The following is a 6,294-nucleotide window of genomic DNA, read 5'->3' on the forward strand; positions in this document are numbered from 1 at the left end:
TGCGGAGCCGCGATCCGTCTCAATGGCCAGCCCGCGCGCCGCGGAATGCGCTCCATACGTGTATCAGTGACCGTCACGATGCTGTCTGCGAGCGCGCCGCGTACTGCCTCCATCATGGCGGCGAAGAGGATAAACGTTGCGCGGTTGAGACTATTGGGCGCCTGCTCCGCGACAAGACTGGTGTCAACGCAAAAGCGTGAGCTTTCGAGAATTCTTTCGTCATGCGGCGCTGGCGACCCGCCGAGCAGAACGGGAAAGGCGTCGGCCAACATGGTTGGGCCGGTCGTCGGAAGCAGGCGAACCGAACCAACCGGCTCTCCGGCGTCTGCCATAAGAATGAGATAAGTCGGACCGAGAGTGTCATACACATCGAGCTCGAATTCACCCGAGACCGACACTGACCAGTCGAGCCGGTCCTTGAAGACACGGCGCCGCAGCCGATACATCGCCGCGAGCAACTCCAGATGACGACCAAATTGAGAGGTGTGAAGTGCGATGGCATGCATAGCGACCTCCTGAAATTATCGGGAGGCCTCAAAACCAGAAAGAGAGTTGCTAATCGCCTGTCAAATTTTACAGGTAACACTTATTCAGTTTGATTATCCACTTTTCGGGATTTCCACCGAAACAACCTTGGAGGCCGCCAACAAAGTTTTCGAGGGCGCGTCTTCCGGCGAGGCGTTTGGCCGTGAGGCGCCGCAGTCCTACAGCGGGCGCGCGATCATCATTCCGGCCAGCGCGACCTGATGGAGCGCATCCGTGCTCTCGGCGCTCGTCTGGTGTTCGCCCAATGCTACGACCCGATCGTCAGTTGGAAAACGAGTCCCAGATGCCGCGCGCCAAGACGATCTTGATTCCTCTGCCAGGAACGATCTTCAAGCAAGCCAACACATGGAAGGGAAGCGGCGGCTGATCGAGCGCCGCTTTCATACGTCCTTTTTGCCGTACGGCAATCCGGTGTTCATGTTGGGCGCAGAAAAACCTGATCCTCATGGCCTGCCGGCCCTAATGTGGCCGCGTAGTTCACGCCGTTGAGAGGAAACTTTGTCTCCGGCTGAGACGCACTCGGCAGCAGGTTATGCAAGCGCATTGCTTGCATGAAGTCTTCCGACGCCCAATGGGGGCCGTGCTGGAAGTCCAGGGGTAGGTACATTGATAGATTCGGCAGCGGACCCGGCTCGCAAGCCGACTGATCTGCCGGGCCTGAACTAGATGCCACTCCCAACGGCGCGGGTTCATCAGCATTCAGTAGTCGCCAAAGCTCCTTCGGAGAGAACTGCTCTGGATTTAGAGCGAAGTACTCTGGACCGGCGGGGACTGGCGACGAGATGGATCGATCATCCAGCATTCGCTGAAGCTCGCCTGGAGAGAACTGCTCTGGATTGAAAGTAAACTCTTCTGGATCGACGGAGAGCGACTGGGCAGCGTGATCGTCCTGTCGTGCGCGAAGCTCGTCATGCAAGTCCCTTTCCAGTGGCTCAAGCTCCGCTGAAGGGACGGCGACTGGGGATGGGATGGATTGATCATTCAGATGATCCAGCACTCGCCGAAGCTCCTCCGGAGCAATCTGCTCTGGATAGAACGCGACGTGCTCTTGGACGAAAGCCGACGGGGCGGATTGATTATCCCGCCGTCCCTGAAGCTCCTCTCGTCGAGTGTCAGCTTCCTGCGACGCGCTGTGCTGCGCAGCGGTGGCGCCGACGCGCCTCGGCTCCATCACTACCGCCTCTTCGGGATTGATGAGGGCCACGTTCGGGGCGTGAGGATTCCGCTTGGCGCGGCGTATGATCGGCACGGCCCCTGACCGCAAGGTCCGGAGATGGTCTAATGCCCTAATGAGCCTCTGATTACCGTTTCCGATGTACTCGTGCACGTCACTGCCATTGCCGTTCAGCGAATTACTGTCGAGCCGAGCAACAATGCTCGGTTTCTTTTTTTGCGAAGAGCCAGCGGCTAAAGCCAAGAAGAGAACTTACATACTGCTGGGCAGTGCCTTTGGCGGTCCCGCCCTTGATGAGGGCCTCCCCAAGCCCCAAAATCGCGGGAGCATCCTCGGAATAAAGAGGCTGCCTGTCGTGCCGTATCACAACGCCCGTTGACTGAGCCGGCTGCAGCGCCGAGGCTGGCGGCATTGCTCCACCACCTTCACCTGAATTGGCGATCTCGCTCAGCTGCCACTCAATGGCAACGCCTTGCGGATTGTTTGTGGTCCTCGGCCTCTTCGCTGCTCTCAACCCAGCTGTATCACGCTCATCGTTGATGAGGACCTCCTCGCTTGGCAGGATGTTGCTCCTGGCAATTGCACCCATCAGCCCGTTGGGGGACTGCTGGCCGTCGCTAGACACATTGGGACGGAGGCCACCGCGCGGCCCCCGATCTGGCATCGCGGAACCGGCTGGGCGCGCCTGGTGCAATTGCTGCTCAAAGACCCCTTCCGACGTCGCTCGCTTCAGGCTCGTGCGAGACGGGGGCTCTACCTGCGGCCAACCTCTTACATTGAATGAGTCAAAATTGTGCGGGTCCATCCCAGCCTCACGTTTACAAATCACCTGAGCAACCTTACTCGGGCAAGCTTTCGAAAACCTGACGAGGCCGTCGCTTGTGAAGTAATGCATCGCCACATTCGCAAAAAACGAGACTGCCCCGCGGCTCTCAATGGTCAATCATGGTTTCGAAGGATAGCCACAGCTTGCACGACGTCGAGGCCATTCTCCTGTGCCGCCGCTATCCGGCTAAGTCCGTGAAAGGCTTGGCCGGCGCACCAGGGCTCGAACCTAGGACCCGCTGAGTTGTTGATACTCCTTTTCAGCCCAGTCTTAGCCAAAGATTCCAGAATCCTTGTATTTCTCAACGCAAACGAGACCAGTCTCGTGAAACGTTCTCTGCCAACTTAGTTTGGATACGAGCCAATCCGCCCTGATCCGGAGTGTTGAACTTGCGAGAATCTGGCTCGGTCGCGGCACGTTCGTAAGCGTCGTTCTGCGCCCACCTCCTGACGAAGCAGCTTCACACTTGCAAATCTGCACAAGTATCCGGGCTTCCCGCCGAAGTGAATAAGTTCAGTGGGTTTCCGGAGCGGACCAACGACTTGACCTTCTCTACGATTTCATCGGGCAGCTTGCTGCCCTGTCGTGCGTTGATCTTGTTGCAGAGCTTGCAGTAGCGATATTGCCTCCCGTTCACATGATTTTTGTAAGATAGCCCATGCACTGCAAACTCGTGGCCGCGCCGCAATGTGTGCGGGAGCTATAATGTGCGCCTTTTAGCTTGTCCGTCGCCTTTGCATTCGCAATAGCAAGCCGCTTGGCTTCCGCGCCCCACTCCGGATAGGGCTTGCAGTGCTTGCGAAATTTCGTAAGCGATGCGATTGCCGGACCAAATTTCCCGCCGCCGCAGATGCGTCTTAGCGTTCGGCCGGCGCGTAATGCTTTCATGAACTGACTGGCTTGCGCCAGCGTCATCAGACGTGGGAATTGGTTTGAATGGCCGGCGAGATACTGCGCGTTGGTTTCGTCGAGGCAACTGCCGACCTTCGAACAATCGCTTTGGTGCGGACAGATGGCACAGGCTTCCATTGTCATGTTCAGCTCCACCATTGCGCGTGCTTGCGCCGGCAGATGCAGAGCCTGAGTCGCGGCGGAGCGGTGGCGGTCCCTGCCATAGCCCTTCCAAAATCGAAGAGAGCCAACTTTGAGTCGCGGGCCTATTGCCCTCGCCTCACGGCTGCGGAACAATCAGACTGTCTTTTCAGGGGGCTGATATGGCTATTTTCCTAAAGATCGTTTCCGGCGTTTATCTCGCTTTTGTTTGGCTGGTACTTTTCCTGACGTTGAGCGTCCCAACGCCTTTGAACGCTTCCGTAGCGAGCGCTGGCGCTAGCGTTATCGTCTTCATGATTGCAATCGGCCTATCTATTCCGGCGGTTGCCCTCTTCGCCTTCGGCCAGGTGGTCGGCGACGTCCGGATCCTGCGCAACAATGCGCGGCTACAGAGCGAACACCTAAAAGCGATGCGGGCGTATTACGAGCCCAGCAATTCCCGGTGAGGCAGGAGACAACGAAACGGATCACGAAGCCGCATGCTGGACTCCACCGGACTGGCCCAGAAGCGCGCCTGCCTTGACCTCAATCCTTCAACTCATAGCGAGCTTTGAGGTGATGGAAATGTTTGAAGTCAATCACCCTGTGATGCTGAAGCATTCCAACGACTATACCGGGGTGTATCCCTAACTCGCCCGCGAATGTAACTATGGCCTTCGCTGATCGCGGTCGCGTAGCCTTGAACGCCGCAAAGCGTTCAGTTCCGACCAATATGTCTTCAGCCCATGCATCGGCTTCATCTTCGAATCCATCACCTTCGCCGCCGTGATCGTCCGCGAACGCTCTCCCCTTATGCAGGGTGATATGCGCCGCTTCATGAAAAAATGTCCACCAAAAGTGGTCATTAGTTTTCATGCGTAGAGACATTTGAATAATCGCCCGATTGCCTTCGATCCATCGCGCGGAGCCATACAAGCACGTCTTCTCGATCGGCTTTTCGAGAACCATCGCCACCCCCGCACCACGGCACAACTCAACCATCCGGGGATAGAACTCTTCCGGGTCTTTCACGGTGAGTGTGCGAATCTCTCGAACTGCAACCGCAAACTTTCCTTCGTCATATGCAGGAATATCCATCGCGCGCGCCTGCCGCTCTCCCAGAAGAAGCCACGCTGCAACGTGATACGGGGACGTCTTATGGGCCTTGGACTGACGGTGACGTACAGCCATATTCGCCAGACGGGCGTCGAATGCCTCAATGCCGCCTACTCCGAAAAATTGGAGAAGGCCATCGAAAAGCCGGGCCGGCTCATTTGTGGCCGGGAGTATCTTGCGTTCCTTCAACACCTTCACGGGGAAGCGAGCCAAGGTCGCCTTTGCTTGTTCTGCTTCAACTTCCTTGGCCGCCTTTGCCTGATGCAAATCCCAGTCAGCCTGAAGGCCGGTCCAAATATCAGCCTTCATGCCGAGCACCCGCTCAAGCTTAAGTGCGGTCTCGGCTGTCACCGGATTCGCGCCACCTAGAATGGTGCTAACCAGCTTCGGCGTCATGTTGGCCAGACGCGCAAATTCCGCCTGCGACAGGCCCCTGCTCGCTAGATGCTCTGCCAGATGTTCGCCAGGATGGACTGCCCAGTCAGGCGACCAGGCCTTCTTCTGTGCCGCTCCGAATCTAGCCATCTCTTTACCCTCGTTCAAATTGTGACCAGCTCTTCGCTTCTTACTTCCCGTGATAGTCGTCGACCGCTTCAATCATGATCGCCGTTACCCTCAATGGATCAATTCCGCCATCTTCCTTTGTTGGCACCGGCTGATGATCGGGCCGGAAAATTAGGCGCCAGTTATCCTTCAGCACGACGGCGAAGCGACCAGCAAGGTTCATCTTCAATTCATGGCACCGCTCAGGCGGCGTGCGGGGGACATCCGCCAAAGTCGGGGCGTTTGCCAGCACGCCAAGTCGCATCTGGATGGGCTTGGCCAGCTGCCCGAAAGCCTTTTTGAGCTCTGCCTCGGACTCCATCTGTCGACGGAGCTTTTTGCTCGAGAAGTCCAATTCCATGCCCGGGGGCCGCCCGTTACCTAGAAGGTAATAAACCACGAATCGTTACGCAATAGGTAACAGGACAATCCGACCGTTAAAAGGATGGACCACTCAAAGTTCCGGTGAATTTTGCCGATTTGGCCATTTTTTCTCGGAGGTCGTTCAAGCGCTTCCCGCCGGCAGCTTCCATTCAGCGAGCGGCGATCGAAAAGACGAGATCGCCCGCGCCTTCGCCAGCTTGATCCATGCGCACCGGCGGCGCCGAACGACCCTTGCGGCAGGACCGGCATTTTAACGAGGCTTCCAGCTTCCAGATCGGCGTATCCCGTGGCCGGCGGATGGCATCGAGCGGCAGGCTAGGAGCCTGTCCAGTTAGCATCGGGAAGCCGGTTTTATCCGAATGATAGCGGCTCATGCGGCCCTCGCCAGCTTGACGAGGTTGTGAGCGGTGCAAATCAGGGCCCATTCGGGCTTCACTTTGTCGATGCCGCGCAGCAGGAATTGCCTGAACCCTCTTGCCTGTTTGATCTGTCCGAACACGGGTTCGACGATCTGCTTACGCAAGCGGTAGCGACTTCGGTAGCCGGCGCGCTTGAGCTTGGTGCTCATCCTGGCGATCAGCGAGCCGGCTCTTGAAGGCTTTTTCGCGGTGGCGGATTTGGTGCCGTGCTTCTGCCTTCCGGTGGCGATGTAGCCCTCGATGCGCCGCCGTTT

General features: G+C 57.5%; 10 protein-coding genes. 2 read left to right on the top strand and 8 right to left on the bottom strand.

Going from position 1 to position 6,294, the window contains the following annotated elements; translation table 11 throughout:
* The coding region (locus CP49_RS14310; protein ID WP_197423111.1) for an acyl-homoserine-lactone synthase at positions 1–506 on the bottom strand (506 nt) is incomplete at its 3' end.
* 46 nt (positions 507–552) lie between these two features.
* On the opposite strand from CP49_RS14310, the gene CP49_RS44615 reads away from it, so the two are divergent.
* Entirely contained in the window at positions 553–747 is a 195-nt protein-coding gene (locus CP49_RS44615) for a hypothetical protein (protein ID WP_156438408.1), read from the top strand.
* Between the two features lie 60 nt (positions 748–807).
* Here CP49_RS44615 and CP49_RS48630 read toward each other — a convergent pair whose 3' ends face one another.
* From CP49_RS48630 to CP49_RS14325, 3 genes are all read right to left on the bottom strand, one after another.
* Positions 808–930, bottom strand: coding sequence for a hypothetical protein (locus tag CP49_RS48630; RefSeq protein WP_276326841.1), 123 nt, complete (start codon positions 928–930; stop codon positions 808–810).
* A 31-nt stretch (positions 931–961) separates the two neighbouring features.
* The gene (locus tag CP49_RS14315; protein WP_156438409.1) at positions 962–1,750 is read right to left on the bottom strand and encodes a hypothetical protein; all 789 of its coding nucleotides are present in this window, start codon (positions 1,748–1,750) and stop codon (positions 962–964) included.
* A gap of 1,429 nt (positions 1,751–3,179) precedes the next feature.
* Positions 3,180–3,581 (bottom strand): hypothetical protein, encoded by a 402-nt coding sequence (locus CP49_RS14325; protein WP_156438411.1) that lies wholly within the window; start codon positions 3,579–3,581, stop codon positions 3,180–3,182.
* A 179-nt stretch (positions 3,582–3,760) separates the two neighbouring features.
* Between CP49_RS14325 and CP49_RS14330 the strand changes: the two genes are divergently transcribed.
* Positions 3,761–4,045 carry a hypothetical protein gene (locus CP49_RS14330; protein WP_057850886.1) on the top strand — a complete coding sequence of 95 codons (285 nt, stop codon included), beginning with the start codon at positions 3,761–3,763 and terminating at the stop codon, positions 4,043–4,045.
* Positions 4,046–4,124: 79 nt separating this feature from the next.
* Here CP49_RS14330 and CP49_RS14335 read toward each other — a convergent pair whose 3' ends face one another.
* From CP49_RS14335 to CP49_RS14350, 4 genes are all read right to left on the bottom strand, one after another.
* Complete coding sequence (locus tag CP49_RS14335; RefSeq protein ID WP_057850887.1) at positions 4,125–5,219, bottom strand: HigA family addiction module antitoxin; 1,095 nt, start codon at positions 5,217–5,219, stop codon at positions 4,125–4,127.
* A 40-nt stretch (positions 5,220–5,259) separates the two neighbouring features.
* Positions 5,260–5,598, bottom strand: a complete 339-nt coding sequence (locus tag CP49_RS14340; RefSeq protein WP_057901262.1) for a type II toxin-antitoxin system RelE/ParE family toxin — start codon at positions 5,596–5,598, stop codon at positions 5,260–5,262.
* Positions 5,599–5,770: 172 nt separating this feature from the next.
* Entirely contained in the window at positions 5,771–5,995 is a 225-nt protein-coding gene (locus CP49_RS14345; protein WP_057850889.1) for a hypothetical protein, read from the bottom strand.
* On the bottom strand, positions 5,992–6,294 hold a 303-nt coding region (locus CP49_RS14350; RefSeq protein WP_197423112.1), incomplete at its 5' end, for a transposase. The genes CP49_RS14345 and CP49_RS14350, both read right to left, overlap by 4 nt.

It is taken from the genome of Bradyrhizobium valentinum (assembly GCF_001440405.1).
GTDB classification, from domain to species: Bacteria; Pseudomonadota; Alphaproteobacteria; order Rhizobiales; family Xanthobacteraceae; genus Bradyrhizobium; species Bradyrhizobium valentinum.

Excerpts from the sequence above, each read along its gene's own strand:
- CP49_RS48630 (WP_276326841.1), bottom strand. The coding sequence starts at position 930 with ATGAAAGCGGCGCTCGATCAGCCGCCGCTTCCCTTCCATGTGTTGGCT.
- CP49_RS14325 (WP_156438411.1), bottom strand. The coding sequence starts at position 3,581 with ATGACAATGGAAGCCTGTGCCATCTGTCCGCACCAAAGCGATTGTTCG.
- CP49_RS14330 (WP_057850886.1), top strand. The coding sequence starts at position 3,761 with ATGGCTATTTTCCTAAAGATCGTTTCCGGCGTTTATCTCGCTTTTGTT.
- CP49_RS14335 (WP_057850887.1), bottom strand. The coding sequence starts at position 5,219 with ATGGCTAGATTCGGAGCGGCACAGAAGAAGGCCTGGTCGCCTGACTGG.
- CP49_RS14340 (WP_057901262.1), bottom strand. The coding sequence starts at position 5,598 with ATGGAATTGGACTTCTCGAGCAAAAAGCTCCGTCGACAGATGGAGTCC.
- CP49_RS14345 (WP_057850889.1), bottom strand. The coding sequence starts at position 5,995 with ATGAGCCGCTATCATTCGGATAAAACCGGCTTCCCGATGCTAACTGGA.